General features: G+C 68.0%; 12 protein-coding genes and 1 pseudogene. 12 read left to right on the forward strand and 1 reads right to left on the reverse strand.

All coding sequences use genetic code 11. The features are described from left to right. Positions 1 to 2 precede the first annotated feature (2 nt). The 4 genes from FIP57_RS22020 (at position 3) to FIP57_RS22040 (ending at position 4,895) form a co-directional block, all read left to right on the forward strand. Positions 3 to 1,172 carry an acyl-CoA dehydrogenase family protein gene (locus FIP57_RS22020; protein ID WP_148575851.1) on the forward strand — a complete coding sequence of 390 codons (1,170 nt, stop codon included), beginning with the start codon at positions 3 to 5 and terminating at the stop codon, positions 1,170 to 1,172. A 76-nt stretch (positions 1,173 to 1,248) separates the two neighbouring features. Next, positions 1,249 to 2,616 (forward strand): phenylacetate--CoA ligase family protein, encoded by a 1,368-nt coding sequence (locus FIP57_RS22025; RefSeq protein ID WP_162529930.1) that lies wholly within the window; start codon positions 1,249 to 1,251, stop codon positions 2,614 to 2,616. 438 nt (positions 2,617 to 3,054) lie between these two features. Beyond that, complete coding sequence (locus tag FIP57_RS24585) at positions 3,055 to 3,210, forward strand: IS3 family transposase (protein ID WP_148575855.1); 156 nt, start codon at positions 3,055 to 3,057, stop codon at positions 3,208 to 3,210. Positions 3,211 to 4,082: 872 nt separating this feature from the next. Beyond that, positions 4,083 to 4,895 (forward strand): plasmid pRiA4b ORF-3 family protein, encoded by an 813-nt coding sequence (locus tag FIP57_RS22040; protein ID WP_238993670.1) that lies wholly within the window; start codon positions 4,083 to 4,085, stop codon positions 4,893 to 4,895. Here the strand turns inward: FIP57_RS22040 and FIP57_RS22045 are convergent. Further along, the gene (locus FIP57_RS22045; protein ID WP_148575861.1) at positions 4,868 to 6,439 is read right to left on the reverse strand and encodes a class I adenylate-forming enzyme family protein; all 1,572 of its coding nucleotides are present in this window, start codon (positions 6,437 to 6,439) and stop codon (positions 4,868 to 4,870) included. The two genes, FIP57_RS22040 and FIP57_RS22045, sit on opposite strands and share 28 nt — an antisense overlap. 266 nt (positions 6,440 to 6,705) lie before the next feature. On the opposite strand from FIP57_RS22045, the pseudogene FIP57_RS24365 reads away from it, so the two are divergent. The 8 genes and pseudogenes from FIP57_RS24365 to FIP57_RS22085 form a co-directional block, all read left to right on the forward strand. Then, positions 6,706 to 8,118, forward strand: a pseudogene (locus tag FIP57_RS24365) (acyl-CoA dehydrogenase family protein); the annotation flags it as partial. A 68-nt stretch (positions 8,119 to 8,186) separates the two neighbouring features. Next, positions 8,187 to 9,509, forward strand: coding sequence for an acyclic terpene utilization AtuA family protein (locus tag FIP57_RS24370; protein WP_275266191.1), 1,323 nt, complete (start codon positions 8,187 to 8,189; stop codon positions 9,507 to 9,509). Beyond that, a complete protein-coding gene (locus tag FIP57_RS22060; protein WP_148575865.1) occupies positions 9,506 to 11,086 on the forward strand; it encodes an acyl-CoA carboxylase subunit beta in 1,581 nt (526 codons plus the stop codon). The genes FIP57_RS24370 and FIP57_RS22060 overlap by 4 nt, the downstream gene beginning before the upstream one ends. Continuing rightward, complete coding sequence (locus FIP57_RS22065; protein WP_238993671.1) at positions 11,083 to 13,119, forward strand: ATP-binding protein; 2,037 nt, start codon at positions 11,083 to 11,085, stop codon at positions 13,117 to 13,119. Before FIP57_RS22060 ends, FIP57_RS22065 begins: the two co-directional genes overlap by 4 nt. A 58-nt stretch (positions 13,120 to 13,177) precedes the next feature. Then, positions 13,178 to 14,707, forward strand: a complete 1,530-nt coding sequence (locus tag FIP57_RS22070; RefSeq protein WP_238993675.1) for a class I adenylate-forming enzyme family protein — start codon at positions 13,178 to 13,180, stop codon at positions 14,705 to 14,707. After that, complete coding sequence (locus tag FIP57_RS22075) at positions 14,700 to 15,497, forward strand: enoyl-CoA hydratase-related protein (RefSeq protein ID WP_148575872.1); 798 nt, start codon at positions 14,700 to 14,702, stop codon at positions 15,495 to 15,497. The genes FIP57_RS22070 and FIP57_RS22075 overlap by 8 nt, the downstream gene beginning before the upstream one ends. Beyond that, entirely contained in the window at positions 15,494 to 16,663 is a 1,170-nt protein-coding gene (locus FIP57_RS22080) for an acyl-CoA dehydrogenase family protein (protein ID WP_148575874.1), read from the forward strand. Before FIP57_RS22075 ends, FIP57_RS22080 begins: the two co-directional genes overlap by 4 nt. Continuing rightward, positions 16,660 to 17,724, forward strand: a complete 1,065-nt coding sequence (locus tag FIP57_RS22085; RefSeq protein WP_148575876.1) for an MBL fold metallo-hydrolase — start codon at positions 16,660 to 16,662, stop codon at positions 17,722 to 17,724. The genes FIP57_RS22080 and FIP57_RS22085 overlap by 4 nt, the downstream gene beginning before the upstream one ends. Positions 17,725 to 17,737 lie beyond the last annotated feature (13 nt).

Raw genomic sequence — 17,737 nt, forward strand, 5'->3', positions numbered from 1 at the left:
AGGTGGACTTTAACGAACCACAGGAACGTCGTGACATCCGGAATGCGGTGGCCGAGATTACCGCCCGCTTCAACGACGACTACTGGCTTGCTTGCGATCGTGACGAAGTGTTCCCCTATGAGTTCTACCAAGCGATGGCCGATGCGGGCTGGCTGGGTGTCCTGGCCCCGTTGGAGTCCGGCGGCGGATCGCTGGGAATCGCCGACGTCTGCACCATCATGGAGCAGGTCGCCTACTCCGGAGCCGCAATGGCGGGGTGCACGGCCATGCATCCCACCATCTTCGCCATGAATATCATCGCTACCTTCGGGCAAGAAGAGCTCAAGGCAGCGGTGCTACCGACGATGGCCGACGGGAGTTCGCACGTCTCGTTTGCAATCACCGAGCCGAACTCTGGTTCGGACACGACACGTATCACCACATTCGCACACCGAGACGAGGCAGGAGATTTCGTCGTCAGCGGACAGAAGGTGTGGATATCGAAGTCAACTATGGCTGATGCCATGCTGATCCTAGTACGGACGACCCCACGTGAGGACGTCACAAGGCCCAGCGACGGGCTGACCATGCTGTATGCCGACATCGACCGAGACCGGGTGCTAACCAGAAAGATCGACAAGATGGGCCGCGCCGCGGTGGATTCTTGCGAGATGTTCATCGACGAGTTGCGAGTACCAGCTCATCGAGTCATTGGAGAGGTCGACCGCGGGTTCTACGCTTTGCTCCAAGGGTTGAACGCCGAGCGGATCGTCATTGCGGCCGAGGCGCTTGGGCTGGGGCGCCGCGCCCTGGAAACAGCAGTCAGATACGCCAAAGAGAGGGAGGTCTTCGGACGCCCCATCGGACAAAACCAAGGAATTCAGTTCCCCCTTGCGGAGTCACTCATGGAGTTGGACGCTGCGTCGCTGGTCGTGCAACATGCGGCCTGGAAGTACGATCAAGGACTCGAATGTGGAAAGGAAGCCAACAGCGCGAAGTACCTGTGCGGGGCTGCTGGATTTCGCGCGGCCGATCGAGCTGTCCAGACGCACGGCGGCTTCGGATACGCCAAGGAGTATCACGTCGAGAGATACTTCCGAGAGTCCCGCGTTATGCGCATCGCTCCCATCAGCGAGGCGATGATTCTCAACTACATCTCCCACCGCGTGCTCGGGATGCCCAAGTCGTACTGATGAGCCCTCACGGACTCCCGAAGGGTTGACCATCATGCAACAACCCCGCGTGCAGGGGACAATCTCGTTAGCGCCGGTGAGCGAAGCTGACTGGCCCAGCATCCAGCTCGAGAAACTGCGCCACCGACTCCGATACTGCTACGAGCGCAGCGAGTTCTACCGCCGGTTGTGGGGTGAAGTGGGAATCGACGACGCCTGGATCGACTCACTACAGAACGGCGCTGAGTTCTCGCGACAGATGCCCTTTACCACCAAACAGATGATCTTGGACGATCAGGCCAGTGAACCGCCTTTCGGCGGTCGCCTCTGCGTGGCGGAATCGGAACTGGTCGCGGTCAGTAGTTCCGGCGGTACCTCGGGCGGCAGACGTGAGCTACAACCCCTCACCAGAATCGACGTGGTGCGCGCCTCCCGGGCGCGGACGGCCTTCGCTGGCTGCTGGACGGCGGGACTTCGACCCGGCGGAGTGGTACCGGTCCTCTTTCCGGTAGGCCCCGCCGGGGGAACCTGGTTCCCCCTGGACTGGATCAAGCAGGTCGGCGCTAGACCGCTAATGGTCATGCAGTTGCCCACCCGGGAGAAGCTCGAAGAAATGGTGACACACCGTGCGACCTTTCTCGGACACGTGCTTCCGAGCTACCTGAACGTCCTGGCTATCGAGGCTCGGAATGCGGGCATCGATCCGCGCCGAGACCTGACGAGTCTCGCAGGGATCATGTTGGCTGGAGAGTCGTACCCCGTCGCCTGGCTGGAAGCGATGAGCGACTTCTGGGGGGTGCCGATCCACGAGAACTACGGCAGTACGCAAGCTACAGGTCACCATGCCTGGACTTGCGAGCGGGGACTCGCGGCCGATGGCAGGCAGAGAGGTGTCCTGCACGTTGACGAGTTGTCGTTCTACACCGAGGTCCTGCGACCAGGGACGAGCCAGCCGGTTCAGCCGGGAGAAAGAGGAGAACTGGTCATCACGACGTTGGATGCAGTCGCGGCGCCCTACATGAGGTATCGAACCGGCGATTCAGCGGTGTACCTGGGTGAGTCTGTTTGTCCGTGCGGGCGCGCCGGAGCGTGTATCGAGGCGGGAACCATCGGCCGTATCGATGATCAGGTCAAGATTAAGGGGAACGTCGTGACTTTCACGGCGATCGAGAGCATCGTCTTCGAGACCCCGGGCGTGAAGGACTTCCGCATGCGGATCGGCACTTCTGCTGACGGCCGCACCAAGGTGGGGCTGACCCTGTGGGTGAGCGGCCACTCTGACCGCTCGATAGAAAAGGACGTCGCCACCAGACTCCACGGCCTAATGAACGTGTCAATCGACGTCGCCCGAGCCAGGGAGAGCCAACCCGCGGACGCGAATGACTCGGCGGCCTACAAGAAGGTTCAGCGAATCGCGGACGCGCGCAGGATCGAGTTCCCCGACCGGGACGGGGCACGCCGGTGACCGCCTCCCAAGGCCACGCGAGCGACATCTCATCCATGAACGAGGCCGTAGAGCCACTTCTGCGCGCTTCCCGCTCGGACGACGTCGCGGTCGCCACGTGCGCCCTCCAAGCCCTGACGGTACTCGTCGAGGGACTCAGCCACTTGGATCCGGCGAACTTTGCTTCGTACGAAGGGTTCATCATCCGATCTCCCGATTGAGACTCTGTCACAACTTCGTGGAACCGGCTTCTCCGAGTCCAGGGTGCAGGCCCTGAAGCCGTCGGTCTCGAGTAAGCACCGGGTGGTGTGGTTAGTGAGGTGCGAACCCCTAGGGCGATGCCGCGACCAGCAAGTCGCATGACCCGCCGATCCACAAGTCTTAACTGGCTCTTCACAGTTGACGGTGTAGCGAGCGGACCGGGGCCGGTGGCCGGGTAGACGTCGAGGTCTCCCGAGAATGGCGGTTCCTACGCCATGGAACACCCGGCTCGAGCTAGCAAACGCGATCTTCGAGTACCTCGAGATCTGGCACAACCGGAAGCGTCGTCACAGCCAACTCGGATGGCTCACGCCGATAGAGTTCGAGAGGAACCGCATCATCACCGTGGCATGAGATCCAACGAATCTCGACTCCGCGGAACCGGGGGCAGACCAGAGCCTCCACGAAACCCGGGGCGATTCAGTCCCCAACGTCCCCGGAGTAGGCCTTGAGCATCTCTGGATGTGTCATCGGTCCTCCTGGTCGATCACGGTCGAGCCGCTCCGGTGGCGGCCCGGGCGCCGGCGGCGTTCACACCCGAGTACCCAGGAAGGCCGAAGTCATCCGCACATCCGCACGGTAATCAGTCTTGTTCAGCTCCGGACCAGCAGGACAGGAACGAGGCTGCCTTCGGCACCCAAGGGCACGGCATGCGTTTGATCGGCCGACGGCTAGGGTGACGAACGGTCTCGCCGATGACCTAACTGAACACTGGCTGGTGCGTCCCTGGGGCGCACGCCCCCGAGGAAACGGGAGGCAACCCGAGGCAACGGGACACCGCTTTCACGCTCAGGACGGCGGTGCGTGCGTGCTTTGAGCGTGGTGTCCCTACGGTTCAACGCCCCCCTCGCGCACGTACGTGAGTGGCTGGCCCCGGGTCTTCGGATCCGGGGCTTCGTCCATTCCGGCCAACGAGACGCCGGGGCTTGGTAACAGCTTGGTGCCTCGCGATGTTCGGTTGTCGCCGCTGCTGCGGCGTGGTCCTCCTGGTGCTGATGGGTGGGTGTTGTCGGTCACCTATGTCGCATGGCAGCCGTTGGGCGATCACTTCACGCGACGGAATCGACGCGCTGTACTTGCCGAGACGGTCGGGCGCCGTCGTTGACACGCTGGCGGCGCTACTGGCGCCGGGCGAACTGTCGTGGGTCCGGCGAGCGTCGGTGCCCGTCGGCAGTCGGGTCAGTGTTGCGATCGAACGCGGCCTCCCGGCGTGATTGGCTGGGGGTGTGTCGAAGAAGAGCCGGAAGAGGAAGAGCAGTGTGTCTAGGTCCGGGGGTGTGGACCTGGCGTTGCTCCAGGCGCTGGTGGCGAACGCCGGCCGCGATGCGTTCGCGGGGATGTTGGATGAGCCGACGCCGCAGGTGCGGGAGGTGCCGGAGCGGGTGCGGGGCTTCCGGGTGAGGGTCGATCTGATGTACGCCAAGCCGCCGATCGGAGTTGCATGTCGTGTTGCAGTCGCGATGGGCTGGGAGGACGGCCATCTGCACAGGTTCGGGGTCGGCGTGGACCAGCGTGCTCGTGCCTACTTCGTCACCGGGTTCGATCTCAGCGACGGTGACGAAGGCGTCGCTGAGGACGAGGTACGACTCGACCAGGTGGTGTCTGCCAAGGGCGATCGGGTCTTCTATGACTACGACTTCGGCGATGGGTGGGAGCACGTGCTGGTGGTCGAAGAGGTTCTCGACGACCCTCCATCGGATCCGGTCTGTCTGAAGGGCAAGAGGGCCTGCGCGCCGGAGGATTGTGGCGGCCTGGCGGGCTACGAGGAGCTCGCCGATTGGGTTCGTGGCGGATATGACTCTCGTGTGAGGCCCATGGGGCTCGGTGCCGAGGAGATGCGGGACTGGCTGCCCCAGGGCTGGCATCCGGACCGTTTCTGGGTGGACGAGACCAACGTCGCTGGCCTCGCTGGCTTGCGGGTTGAGCGCTTCAGCGCTGCGGAGTGCCAGGATGGCATCGCGGCGCGCGACACGGCCGGAGCACATGCCTGTGACACCCTCACGCGCCCCCCTCAAGAGGGCGTCTGCGGGTCTCTGTAGCGCTGCCGCAGCTCGCGCTTGAGCACCTTGCCAGCCGCGCTCACCGGCAGGTCGTCCACGAACACGACCGACTTGGGCGCCTTGAAGTGGGCGAGACGGTCACGCACGAACTCGATCAGCTCCGCCTCATCGAAGGCGGCCCCGGGCTTGCGGATGACGATCGCGCACGGGACCTCCACCCAGTAGTCGTCGCCCACGCCGATCACGGCGCATTGTTCCACGCCGCTGTGCTGGTAGATGATGTTCTCGATCTCGGTGGGGTATACGTTAAGCCCACCCGAGATGATCATGTCCTTCTTGCGGTCGGTGATGGTGAGGAAGCCATCCTCGTCGAAGTGGCCGACGTCGCCGGTGTGGAACCAACCGTCGATGATCGTCTCACTCGTTCGCATCTGCTGCCTCCAGTAGCCCGCGGGATGCTCGGTCAGCACGACCACCTCGCCGAGCTCTCCCGTGGGCATCGGGGCTCCCTGGTCGTCGACGACACGCACCACGTTGTTGCGCTGCACCCGGCCACAACTTCCCGGCTTGCGCGAGTGCCACTCCGCGGTGAGCTGGGTGCAAGTCATGGATGTCCCGTTGCCGAGCAGCTCCGTGAGGCCGTACATCTGGTTGAGCACGTTCCCGAGCGTCGCCTCGGCGCGCTTGGCGATCTCGACGGGAATCGGCGATGCGGCGTACCACACCGCCTTGATCGGAGCCCTCCGCCACGTGTCGAGCGCTTCGGGGTGGTCCTCGATGTGCCGCAGCAGTCCGATGATGATGGTGGGCGCAAGAAGGCTGTAGGTCACCTGGTTCTCGGCGCACATGTCGAGGAACTCGGCAGGATTCCATCCTTCGACGCATACGACGGTGCCGCCGCGGGCGAGGAAGGGCCACACGAAGCCGATAGCCATGTGGGTGAACGGCGTGACCGGCAGGTAGCGGTCTTCCTCGGACACGCCGGACAGTTGGTTGAGTAACGTGGTCGCCGTGTGCAACGCGAAGTGGCTGTGCGTAATGGGCACGCCCTTGGGCATGCCCGTCGTGGCGGAGGTGTACATGAGCCGGTAGAGGGTCTCAGACGGAACGACCGTGTCCGGTTCTGCGTCGCTCGCGGCATCGAGCAGGTTGTCGAAGTTGACGGCCCAGTCGGGGACCGCCTCGTCCCCGTCGGGGATGCACAGCAGGTGAGTGCAGGTCGTGAGTTGGTCCCGAACCGACTCCAGGAGCGCCGCCTGCTTCGGCCTGAAGATGACGGCACGCGACTCACTGTCGTTCAGGTGCCATGCCACCTCCTGGGGAGAAAGGCGGGTGTTGAGGGGGACCGTGGCGATGCCGAACTTGGCCTGACCGCCCTCGCACTCCACCCAGCGATCGGAGTTGTGCTGCAAGATCGCCGAGTGATCACCGATGTCGAGGCCCAACTCCCGAAGGGCGTTGCCTACTCGATTGAACGACCGATTCATCTCGGCGTACGTCTGTACCCGCCCTTGGTGCACCAGCGCCGGCCGATCGCCGAACTCCTGCAACGCCGGACGGATGAACCTCTCGAAGAAAGACATGAAGCACCACTCCCTGAGACAGATGGAAACCAAGCCGTGCTGCAAGCGCCGCGGTCAAGCACCAGGTGTGCTCGTCGACGGCGGTAGCGCGACTGCTTTGAAACGACGTTATCAGACGCACCAGTCAAAGATCGACCGTGTGGTTGGCAGGCCCGTCGGCTGCGACGGTCGTCCTCATGGTGGTTGCGTGCCATCTTCGGGACGGCTAACCTGACGGGACTGTCAATTCCTTGGTGGCCCTGCGCCCGTGACCTACAGGAGCCCCCGTGCGCTTCACTGACGAGCACCGCGCCTTCCGGAAACTGGTGCGCGACGTGGTCGACAAAGAGATCGCGCCCTACGTGGACGAATGGGAGCGAGACGGCACGTTCCCGGCGCACGAGCTGTTCCCCAAGCTCGGCGAACTCGGTCTGCTCGGGTTGCAGTACGACCCCGACTTCGGGGGGCAGGGTGCCGACCACCTGTACTCCGTGATCCTCGCCGAGGAACTGCACCGGTCCGGTTGCGCGGGGATTCCGATGGCGATCGGCGTACAGACGATGATGGCCACGCCGTCGCTGCACGAGTTCGGCAGCGACGAGCTCAAGCGCCGCTACCTCGAACCGGCCATCCGGGGCGAGGCGGTCTGCTCCATCGCGGTGACCGAGCCCGGCGCCGGCTCGGACGTGGCAGGGCTTCGCACCCGAGCCGTACGCGACGGCGACCACTGGATCATTAACGGCAGCAAGCTCTACATCACCAACGGCACCCAAGCCGACTGGCTGTGCCTGCTCGCGCGCACCTCTGATGAGGGCGGCTACCGAGGGATGTCGCAGATCATCGTGGAGACCAGCACGCCCGGGTTCTCCGTGTCTCGCAAACTGGACAAGCTCGGCAACCGGTCCTCCGACACCGCCGAGCTGTTCTTCGACGACGTCCGGGTGCCGGTGAGCAACACGATCGGTGAGATCGGCCGCGGCTTCCAGCAACAGATGGCCCAGTTCGTCATCGAGCGCGTGTTCGCCGCCTACGGCGCGGTCGGCAGCTGCCGGTGGGCGCTGGAGCGTACTCGCGACTACCTGCGGCAGCGGGAGGTCTTCGGCCAGCCGCTGCTGGCCAACCAGTACATCGGGTTTCGCCTGGCAGAGCTGTCTGCTCAGGTGGAGCTGCTGCAGTCGCACAACTACGCCTGCGCACAGGCGTACATGGACGGCGAGGACATCACCCGGGCCGCCACGGTGGCCAAGCTCACGGCGGGCCGGCTGATGCGCGAGGTGGCCGACACCTGCCTGCAGTTCCACGGCGGCCTGGGCTACATGGAGGAGACCTGGACGTCCCGGTTCTTCCGCGACACCCGCCTGGCCTCCATCGGCGGCGGTGACTACCTCGCCGAGCTCACCATGTTGATCCTCGGCCGCCAGCGTTCCATCGACCCGGCCGCGGGCTATGCCCGCTCCTTCCTGACCCAGCTGGAGGACTGCCTCGCTGACGCACTCAGCCGCGGGGTGCGGATCGTCAGCAACGCCGGCGGGCTCAACCCGCGGGGCCTGGCCGACGCGGTCGGTGAGCTCGGCGCTCGGCTGGGGGTCCCGGTCCGGGTCGCCACCGTCAGCGGTGACGACCTGATGCCCCGGCTAGCCCAGCTGGGCTCCGCCGGCCGCCTGCGGGTCGGCGAGCGGCCACCGGCAGCCGGTGACCTGGGGCCGGTGAACGAGGAGTTGCCCGACGTACTGACCGCCAACGCCTATCTCGGCTGCTGGGGGGAGTCGTGCGGGCACTGGAGGCCGGTGCCGACGTCGTCGTCACCGGGCGCGTCACCGATGCCAGCCTCGTCGTCGGCCCAGCCGCCTGGCACCATGGCTGGAGCGCCGACGACCTTGACGCGCTGGCCGGCGCCACTGTTGCCGGACACGTGCTCGAATGCGGCACGCAAGCAACCGGTGGGAACTTCAGCTTCTTCACCGAGCTGCTCGATGCCGACCCCGGCTGCCTGGACCACATTGGTTTCCCGCTCGCCGAAATCGCCGCCGACGGCACGGCGATCATCACCAAGCACCCCGGCACCGGCGGAGCGGTGACCGTCGAGACGGTCACCGAGCAGCTGCTCTACGAACTCACCGGCAGCCGCTACGGCGGCCCCGACGTCGTCACCCGGTTCGACGGCCCGCGGTTGCGCCAGGTCGCGCGCGACCGCGTCGAGGTCACCGGGGCACGCGGCCTGCCGCCAGGAGAGTGGCTGAAGGTGGCGACGAACCGTCTCGGTGGCTTCCGCAACGCCATGACCCTGCCGCTGGCCGGGCTGGACGTCGACCGCAAGGCCGATCTGCTGCGTCGACAACTGGCTCCCGTGCTGGCGGACGTGGCCGAGGCGGTGGTGACCCTGGCGCGCACGGACTCTCCGGACGCCGAGGCCGAGGAAGAGGCCAGCGCCGTGCTGCAGGTGACCGTGAAGGATCCCGACCGCAACAAAGTGGGCAAGGAGTTCACCGTGCCCGTGATCGAGTTGGCCCTGGCCACCGTCCCCGGCTTCTTCGCCGCAGGCGCCCCGCCCAGCCCGTCGGCCTACGGCGTCTACGCGCCGGCATGGGTGCGGGTCGATGACGTCGCTCAAGTGGTTGGCCTGCCTGACGGCGGCACGGAGAGGGTCCCTTCGACGCGGCCGCAGCCGGTAAGTACGTCGGAGGATGAGCCGCCGGGGCCTGTGGAGCCGGCGGGCGACAGCGGCGGCCCGGAGCCCGCCCGACCCACCCGCCGCGTCCCGCTGGGCTGCGTCGTCGGCGCCCGCAGTGGCGACAAGGGGGGTGCCGCGACCCTCGGCGTCTACGCCCGCAGCGACGAGGGTTACGCCTGGCTGTCGAGTTTCCTCACCGCTGAGCGGGTGCGTGAGCTGCTGCCCGAGGCCTCCGGCCTGCCGGTGACCCGTGAACTGCTGCCCGGGTTCCGCGCGCTGATCTTCCAGCTGCCTGGCCTGCTCGGCGAGGGCGTGGCCGCCAGCACTCGATTCGATCCCCAGGCTAAGGCCGTGGGGGAGTGGCTGCGTTCTCGCTTGGTCGATGTCCCGATGTCCCTGCTACCGGAAGGAAGAACGTGACCATCCTCGCCGACCGCGCCGCGGAGAACCGTACCGCGCTCCTCGATCGCCTCGCCGAACTGGGCGAGCTGCGCGCACAGGCCAACCTGGGCGGCGGCGAGAGTGCCGTGGCCCGCCACCGGGCCCGTGGCAAGCTCACCGTCCGCGAACGCATCGAGCTACTGCTGGACCGGGACAGCCCGTTCCTCGAGCTGTCGCCGTACGCGGCGTGGGGCACCGACTTCCCCGTGGGGGCCAGCGTGGTCACCGGCATCGGTGTCGTCGAAGGCGTCGAAGTGATGATCTCGGCGAACGACGCGACGGTGCGGGGAGGAACGAGCAACCCCTACACCTTCCGCAAGACCCAGCGCGCGCACGAGATCGCCGAGACCAACCGGCTGCCGTTCATCAGCCTGGTCGAGTCCGGGGGCGCGGACCTGCCCACCCAGTCGGAGATCTTCATCCCCGGCGGGCGCGCGTTCCGCAACCTGACCCGACTGTCCTCGCAGGGCATTCCTACCGTCGCCCTGGTCTTCGGCAACAGCACGGCCGGCGGCGCCTACGTGCCCGGCATGAGCGACCATGTCGTGATGATCGAGGGCCGCAGCAAGGTGTTCCTTGCCGGGCCGCCGCTGGTGAAGATGGCCACCGGGGAGGAGGCCGAGGACGAGTCCCTCGGCGGAGCGTCGATGCACGCCCGCACCTCCGGCAGCGCCGACCACCTGGCCGTCGACGAGCTCGACGCGATCCGGCTCGGGCGGCAGATCGTACGCAATCTCGACTGGCGCAAGGCCGGCCCCGGCCCGTCCCGGCCCGCCGACCCCCCGCTGTTCGGCCCAGAGGAGCTGCTCGACCTCGCCCCCGCGGACCTGCGCCAGCCGCTGGATCCCCGCGACGTGCTAGCCCGGGTCGTCGATGGCAGCCGCTTCGACGAGCACAAGCCGCTCTACGGCACGTCGTTGGTCACCGGGTGGGCAAGCATCCACGGCTATCCGATCGGCGTGCTGGCCAACGCCCGTGGCGTGTTGTTCCGGGAGGACGCGCAGAAGGCCGCGCAGTTCATCCAGCTGGCCAACCAGGTTGACACCCCGCTGCTGTTCCTGCAGAACACGACCGGCTACATGGTCGGCACCGAGTACGAGCAGAACGGCATCGTCAAGGCTGGCTCGCAGATGATCAACGCTGTCTCCAACAGCACGGTGCCGCACCTGACGATGAACATCGGCGCCTCGTACGGCGCCGGGAACTACGGCATGTGCGGGCGGTCCTACGATCCTCGTTTCCTGTTCGCCTGGCCCAATGCCAAGAGCGCGGTGATGGGGGCGGCGCAGCTGGCAGGAGTGCTCGATATCGTCGGAAGAGCCAGCGCGCAGGCCCGTGGCCGCGACTACGACGAGGAGGCCGCGGCTGCGATGCGGGCCGCGGTGGAGCAGCAGATCGAGGCCGAGTCGGTAGCGCTCTTTCTCTCTGGCCGGGTCTACGACGACGGGATCATCGACCCGCGCGACACCCGCACCGTCCTCGGGCTGGCGCTGTCGGTGATTCACAACGCACCTCTCAGAGGACTGCACGACGGATGGGGGGTGTTCCGCCTGTGAGCGACCAGCACACGCTGCGGAGCGTCCTGGTGGCCAACCGCGGCGAGATCGCCCGCCGAGTGTTCGCCACCGCCCGGGCCATGGGGCTGCGCACCGTCGCGGTGTACTCCGATGTCGACGCAGACGCCCCGTACGTCGCCGACGCCGACGTAGCCGTCCGGCTACCGGGCAACACCCCGTCCGAGACCTATCTGGATGCCGACCTCGTGGTCGCCGCGGCGCTGAGGGCGGGCGCGGACTGCGTCCACCCGGGCTACGGGTTCCTGTCCGAGAACGCAGATTTCGCCCGGGCGGTGCAGTCAGCGGGACTGGTCTTCGTGGGTCCCAGCGCAGAGGCCATCGAAGCCATGGGCAGCAAGCTTGCCGCCAAGGAGCTCATGCAGCGGGCCGGGGTGCCGACCCTGCCCGGCGTGGACGCCACCGGCCTCTCCGGAACGGAGCTGGAGAAGGCAGCCGCCGACGTCGGCTACCCGCTCCTGGTCAAGGCATCCTTCGGTGGCGGCGGTCGCGGCATGCGGGAGGTACGCGACCCGAGCGACCTCGCGGATGCTGTCGCGGGTGCCGGTCGCGAGGCGGCGTCCGCCTTCGGCAACGGCACCGTGTTCCTGGAGCGGCTGGTCGAGCGGCCCCGCCACGTCGAGGTTCAGATCTTCGGCGACAGCCACGGACACACGGTGGCGCTCTTTGAGCGGGAGTGCTCCATCCAGCGCCGCCACCAGAAGGTGGTCGAGGAGGCGCCGTCCCCCGCGGTCGACCCGGACCTGCGTGATCGGCTGCAGGAGGCGGCCGTCGCCGCCGCCCGCGCCATCGACTACGTCGGCGCGGGCACGGTCGAGTTCCTGCTCGACGAGTGGGGCGACTTCTTCTTCCTCGAGGTCAACACCCGCCTGCAGGTGGAGCACCCCGTCACCGAGGCCGTCACCGGGCTGGACCTGGTCCGGTTGCAGTTCGACGTCGCGGCGGGCCGGCCGTTGCCCTCCGAGGCACTGACGCCGACCCTGACCGGCTGCGCGATCGAGGTGCGGCTCTACGCCGAGGACCCGTCCCGCAGCTGGCTGCCCCAGTCGGGGCGACTCGAGGACTTCCACGTCCCCGCCGAGGCCGAGTTCCGGCTGCCAGACGGGCCGGGAGTCCGGCTGGACAGCGGCGTCGCCCCCGGCGTCGAGGTCGGGGTTCACTACGACCCGATGCTCGCCAAGGTCATCGCCTGGGCGCCGGACCGGACCTCGGCCGCGCTCGCACTGGCAGGCGCCCTCCAACGCGCCCGGCTTCACGGGCTGACGACCAACCGAGATCTTCTGGTGCGCGTATTGCGCAGCGAGGCCTTCCTCGCCGGCGAGACCGAAACCGGGTTCCTGGATCGGCACGGCCTCGACGTCCTCGCCGCGCCGCTGGCCGATGAAGAGGGGCGTCGCCGGCATGCCGTCGTGGCGGCGCTGGCCGGCGCCGCTCTGCGGCGAGCCGCCGCGCCGGCGCTCGCCGGCCTGCCGTCCGGCTGGCGCAACAACCCGACAGCGCCGCACACCACGGTCTTCGACGCCGGCACGGTGCGCTACCGCCTTGACCGGACGGGGCTCACCGCCGACGTCGACGGGACGCCGGTGCCGCTGACGGTGCTCGGCACGGACGTCCTGCAGCCGGGTCGGGTCCGGCTGGAGGTTGAGGCCGACGGGCTGCGCGGCACCTACGACGTGCACGTGGAGGGCGACCGCTCGTTCGTCGACGCGCCTGACGGCTCGACGACACTGGTCGAGCAGCCGCGCTTCCCGGAGCCCACGGCGAAGGTGGCCCCCGGGTCGCTCACCGCCGCGATGCCTGGCGCGGTCACCCGGGTGGCCGTGGCTGAGGGCGATCGCATCGCCGCGGGGCAGCTGGTGCTAGTCCTGGAGGCCATGAAGATGGAGCACCCCGTGGTGGCGCCCGCCGCCGGAGTGGTGCAGGCCCTGCACGTTCACGTGGGCGCGCAGGTAGAGACAGGCGCGACGCTGGCCGTCGTCGCCGAGACCGAGGAAGGGAACAGCAATGCGTCCTGATCTGTCGGGGGTCGACCCCCTAGCGTTCAACCTGGCGACCAGGTTGTCGGTGGGCGACATGCTCACCCGCTCGGCATTCCAGTTCCCCGACCGCACCGCCATCGTGCAGGGCGACGAGGAGATCACCTATGCACGCCTCGACGCCTCCGCCGAGGCCTTCGGACAAGGCCTGCTCGACACCGGCCTCCAGCGGCAGGAGCCCGTGGCCTTCCTGCTGGGCAACTCCTGGCGGTTCGTGGCCACGTTCTTCGGCTGCGCCAAGTCCGCGCTCGTCGCCCTGCCCGTCAATCTGATGCTGCCCCCGGACGAAGTGGCGTGGATCCTGGCCGACGCAGGAGTGCGCGCCGTGGTCGCCGACCCGGCATTCGTACCGCTCCTTGAGCAGATACTCCCCGATCTGCCGCAGGTCACCACCGTGGTCGTCACCGGGGAGACGTCGGACTCGGTGGCCGGGCGCACCGCGTTGCGCTGGGACGATGTGGCCGCGGACCCGACCCCGTTGCAGGTGGTGGTCGAGGACCGCGACACCTTGCACTGCCTCTACACCTCGGGCACCACGGCCCGTCCCAAGGGCGTACTGACCAGCCACCTCGCTGTTCACGTGGCGGCACTCAGCAGCGCGCTGCAGGTGGGGCACCGGCACGGGAACGAGTTCTCCGTGGCCCCGATCGTGCTGCCGCTGTTCCACACCACGGCACTGGACACGCTGCTGCTGCCCGTGCTGCTCACCGGCGGCACCGCGATCCTGCCCCCTGGCTTCCAGCCCGAGGCCTACCTGGACATCGTGGAGGGCAGTGGGGCCACGCACCTGCTGCTGCTGCCCATGATGTGGGCCGCGGTGCTGGCCACGCCGAGGCTCGACGAGCGAGACCTGTCCTCGGTGCGGCTGTGCATGTACGCCATGGCGCTGATGCCGCAGGAGCGGATCGGTCAGATAGCCGCCGCCTTCCCCAACGCCGACGTACTGCTCGGCTCGGGGCAGACCGAGTGCGTGCCGGCCACGGTGCTTCAGTGGCCGGCGCACCAGGACACCAAGAGCGCCTCGTGGGGTCCCTCGGTCGTGACCGTCGACACCCGGATGATGGGACCGGGCGGGGACCTCCTGCCCCGGGGAGAGACCGGGGAGATCGTCTACCGCGGTCCGCACGTGATGAGCGGCTACTGGAACAACCCCGCAGCGAACACCGCTGCCTTCGCTCACGCCTGGTTCCACAGCGGCGACATCGGGCACCTCGACGAGGAGGGGGTGGTCTGGTTCTCCGATCGGCTCAAGGACATCGTGAAGACCGGCGGGGAGAACGTCTCCTCGGTCGAGGTCGAGCGGGTGTTGCTCAGCTCCCCGGAGATCACCGAGGCCGCGGTCATCGGCGTACCCGACGACAGATGGGGCGAGGCCGTGACAGCGGTCGTCGTCGCCGTCGACCCCGACGTCGACCCCACCGCCCTATCGGAGCGGCTGACCGCGTTGTGCCGCGAGCACCTGGCCGGCTTCCAGGTCCCGAAGCGGATCGAGGTCCTGACCGGCCTGCCCAAGACGGCGACCGGCAAGATCCAGAAGCACGAGCTGAGGGAGCGTTTCCGTGGCTGACCAGGAGCTGGTCCACGTCCACCACCGCGGGCCCGTCGCGGAGGTCACCCTGGACTCCCCGCACAACCGCAACGCTCTGTCTCGCGCCCTTGTCGAACAGCTGCATGCGGCCTTGGCGCTGGTCACCGCCGACGATCGGACACGAGTCGTCGTGCTGACGGGAGCCGGCACGGTGTTCTGCTCCGGCGCCGACCTCAAGGAGCAGCGGTCGGGTGCGGCGCCGTCGGCGCTTGGCCTGCCCGACATCCTGACACTGATCTACGAGAGCCCCATACCTGTGATCGCGCGGGTCAACGGAGCTGCGCGCGCGGGCGGGTTGGGCCTGATCGCGGCCTGTGACCTCGCGGTCGGACTGGCCGGCGCGACGTTCGGGTTCAGTGAGGTCCGCATCGGCGTGGCCCCGGCCGTCATCGCCGTAGCCTGCCTGCGCCGGATGGACCGCCGCGCCGCCCGAGAGCTGTTCCTCACCGGAGAGAACTTCGACGGGCTGCGTGCCCGCGACGTCGGCCTGCTGGATCGCGCGGTTCCCGACGACGAGCTGGACCTGACGGTCGACATGCTGGCCGGGCAGCTGAGCAAGGGTGCCCCCCAGGCACTGGCGATCACCAAGCAGTTGCTGCGAGACCTCCCCGGCCCGGATCTGCAGGAGGACCTCCGGCGGATGGCTGCGGTCTCCGCCGAGAGGTTCGCGTCGGACGAAGCGCGGGAGGGCATCGCCGCGCTGTTGGACAAGCGCCCGCCGGTGTGGCTGATTCCGGCGGACGCACCGAGTGGAGGAGGACGACAGTGACGGCGACCGACATCACCGCACCCACCGGCGACCCGTGGCGCACACCCGAGCGGGTGGCGCTACGGCGGCTGGCGCGCGACTTCGTCGCCCGGGAGATCGCAACGAACATGGACGAGTGGGAACAGTCCGGCGAGCTGCCGCGCGATCTGCACCGCAAGACCGCCGACGTCGGTCTCCTCGGCGTCGGGTTCGCCGAGGAGGTGGGCGGCAGCGGCGGCGACGCGATCGACTCCGCGATCATCACCGAGGAGATCCTGAACGGCGGCGGATCCACCGGTGTGTGTGCCTCGCTGTTCACCCAGGGCATCGCGCTTCCGCACATCGCCGCCAACGGCGGCCCCGAGTTGGTCGAGCGCTATGTCCGCCCCACGCTTGCCGGGGAGCTGATCGGATCGCTGGCGGTGTCCGAGCCGGGCGGGGGTTCCGACGTCGCCAACATCCGCACCCGGGCGGTCCTCGACGGAGACGAGTACGTGGTCAACGGTGCGAAGACCTTCATTACCAGCGGCGTCCGCGCCGACTTCGTCACCGCCGCGGTGCGCACCGGCGGACCCGGCCACTCCGGGATCTCCCTGCTGGTCATCGACAAGGCCACGTCCGGGTTCACCGTGTCCCGCCGGCTGGACAAGATGGGCTGGCGGTGCAGCGACACCGCCGAACTGTCCTTCGCCGACGTCCGGGTCCCGGCCGCGAACCTCGTGGGCGCGGAGAACTCCGGCTTCGTGCAGATCATGCAGCAGTTCCAGAACGAGCGGATCGGCCTTGCCGTCCAGGCCTACGCCACCGCGGCCCGCGCCTTGGATCTGGCACTCGGGTGGGCGCGGGACCGGGAGACGTTCGGGCGACCACTGTCCTCCCGCCAGGTCATCCGGCACAAGCTCGCCGAGATGGCCCGCCAGGTCGACGTCGCGCGGTGCTACACCCGGGCGGTCGCGCAGCGGTACCTCGCCGGCGAGGACGTCGTCACCGAGGTGTCGATGGCGAAGAACACCGCCGTCTACGCCTGCGACTTCGTGGTGAACGAGGCCGTGCAGATCTTCGGCGGCATGGGCTACATGCGCGAGTCCGAGGTCGAGCGCCACTACCGGGACGCGCGGATCCTGGGCATCGGTGGCGGGACGAACGAGATCATGAACGAAGTCATCAGCAAGAGGATCGGCCTGTGACCGTAGAGCCGGCCCGGCCGTTTCGGGTCACCGGGGCCGCCCAGAAGCGGGCGTGGGCGGAGAAGGTGCTGCCCCCGGTGGAGCAGGTCCAGCAGGGGCTGTGGTCCATCCCCGTCCCCATCCCCGACAACCCGCTGCGCTACGTGCTCGTCTACGCACTCGAGCTGGACGACGGGCTGGCGCTGATCGACGCCGGCTGGGACACTGACGACGCCTGGCTCGCCCTGACCCACGGCTTGGTCACGGCCGGGCACGCCATCGGCGACGTCCGCGGCGTGATGGTGACGCACATCCATCCCGACCACTACGGTCTGGCGGGGCGGATCCGCGAGGCGTCGGGTGCGTGGGTGGGACTGCATCCCGACGACGCGGCTCTGCTGCCCGCCCGGTACGGGGCCGGCATCACCGACCTGCTCGACGACATGGCCGCGCTGCTGCAGAACTGCGGGGTACCCGAGGACGAGCTGCAGACCCTGTCCCGCGCTTCGCTGCCGATCGCGGCCTACGTCCGCCAGACCGAGCCCGACCGCCTCATCCGAGACGGCGACCGGCTGCCGTTGCCCGGCTGGGATCTGCGTGCGGTCCACACGCCCGGCCACTCGCCCGGCCACCTGTGCTTCCACGAGCACCGGCGTCGCGTCCTCTTCTCCGGGGACCACGTCCTTCCTCGCATCACGCCCAACATCGGGGTGCACGCGCAGTCGAGCGGCAGTCCGCTGGCCGACTTCGTCGACTCCCTGGCACGCGTCGCCGGGCTGGATCACGAGCTGGACGAGGTGCTGCCCGCGCACGAGTACCGCTTCGCCGGCCTCGCGGCGCGCGTGTCGACGCTGCTGGGCCACCACGACGCGCGGCTGGAGGAGATTCACGCCGCCCTGACGGCGGCACCGACGACGTGGGAGCTGACCGCCGCGTTGACCTGGTCGCGCCCCTGGGACCAGGTCTCCGGTTTCATGCGCAGGGCGGCTGTCGCGGAGACCCTGGCGCACCTGGTCCTGCTGGAGAGCAGGGGACGGGTGGCGCCTGGTCGCGAGAGCCCGTGGCGCTGGGAGCAGCGCTGACGGATCTGCCCAC

It is taken from the genome of Nocardioides caldifontis, assembly GCF_008087345.1.
Classification (GTDB): Bacteria; Actinomycetota; Actinomycetes; order Propionibacteriales; family Nocardioidaceae; genus Marmoricola_A; species Marmoricola_A caldifontis.